The following is a 1485-nucleotide window of genomic DNA, read 5'->3' as shown; positions in this document are numbered from 1 at the left end:
TCTCCCTCCCGTGTGGCAGTGAGGATGGGGTTGCATCTGTGAGGATGTTGTTGGTGGTTGTTCCTGGCGTGGTCTGACTCGCTGTGTGGCTGGTTTGGTGCCTTTCCCAGGAACTGTCGTCCGTGCTGGGAGCAACCATCAGGCAGGTGACCGACCCGGCGACCGTGACCTTATAGGAGCCTGTTCGCCCAGGCGACCCATCACTGTCTTGTCCGACCGCCGGGCCGGGTGCGTGCCATTCCCACCCGTGACAGCGAACAGGACGGCTCTACCAGGATGGCAAACTCTCGCACGAAGTCCACCCGCACCACCCCGTCGGCGCAGCCGGTAGTCCCGGTCGGGAACATCACCGGCGGGGTGGACACCCATAAAGACTTCCACGTCGCGGCGGCGAAAGACTCCCTCGGCCGGAATCTGGGCACCCAGAAGTTCACCGCCACCGCTGCCGGCTATCCCGCGCTACTGGCGTGGTTGCGGGTATTCGGCCCGGTGGAGCTGGTCGGGATCGAGGGCACCGGATGTTACGGCGCCGGGCTGACCACCCACCTGCGCACCGAGGGGATCGAGGTGGTCGAGGTCAACCGCCCGAACCGGCAGAAACGCCGCCGGCAGGGCAAGTCGGATGTCAAAGACGCCATCGCGGCCGCGGCCGCGGCGCAGTCAGGTGAGGCGACCGCGGCACCCCGGCCACGCACCGGGCCGATCGAATCGGTCCGAGTCATCAAGGAAACCCGGGACATGCTGGTCAAAGCCCGCACCGCAGCGGTCAACACACTGCACAGTCTCATCGTCACCGCCCCGGCCCCCTTACGGGAAACCCTGACCGGCATGACCCATAACGTCCTGATCGGACACTGCGCCGACTACACCGCACCGATACTGCCGGTCAAACACTCCCGGGGCCACACCCGGGCCCAAGCCGTCACCCGCCTCACCGACAGCCTGCTGGACGCCACCCAGACCGTGTCGATGATGCTGGGCGAACTGGCCCGCATCATCCAACACCACAACCAGCGTATCCACGAACTGGACACCTGCCTGCACACACTGGTCACCCGGATCGCACCAGCCACCAGTGGCCTGTTCGGCGTCGGCCCCGGCCGCGCCGCGCAACTGCTGATCACCGCCGGAGACCACACCGACCGCATCCACAGCGAACCCGCCTTCGCCACCCTCACCGGCGTAGCACCCCAAGAATGCTCCAGCGGCGACAACCAAGACAACCACCGGCTCTCCCGCGCCGGCGACCGCCAAGCCAACTCCGTGCTCTACCAGATCGTGCTTACCCGCCTGGCCAGCCACCAACCCACCCGCGACTACATCACCACCCGCCACCGCCCCGGCACGAAAATGACCAAGAAACACCTCATCCGCTGCCTCAAACGCTACCTCGCCCGCGAAATCTACCCCCGCCTCATGACCGACCTCACCAACCTCCACAAACACCACCCCACTCCTTGACACACCATAGGAGCTTCCTGGGCG

General features: G+C 65.9%; 1 protein-coding gene. It reads left to right on the top strand.

Annotated elements, in window-relative coordinates:
• The first annotated feature begins 276 nt into the window (after positions 1-276).
• Entirely contained in the window at positions 277-1461 is a 1185-nt protein-coding gene (locus EV192_RS53525) for an IS110 family RNA-guided transposase (RefSeq protein WP_207927002.1), read from the top strand.
• Positions 1462-1485: the final 24 nt, after the last annotated feature.

It is taken from the genome of Actinocrispum wychmicini (genome assembly GCF_004345645.1).
In the GTDB taxonomy this organism is placed as follows: domain Bacteria; phylum Actinomycetota; class Actinomycetes; order Mycobacteriales; family Pseudonocardiaceae; genus Kibdelosporangium; species Kibdelosporangium wychmicini.
Note: the sequence above shows the minus strand (reverse complement) of the source record. Positions and strands in the feature narration are given on the sequence as shown.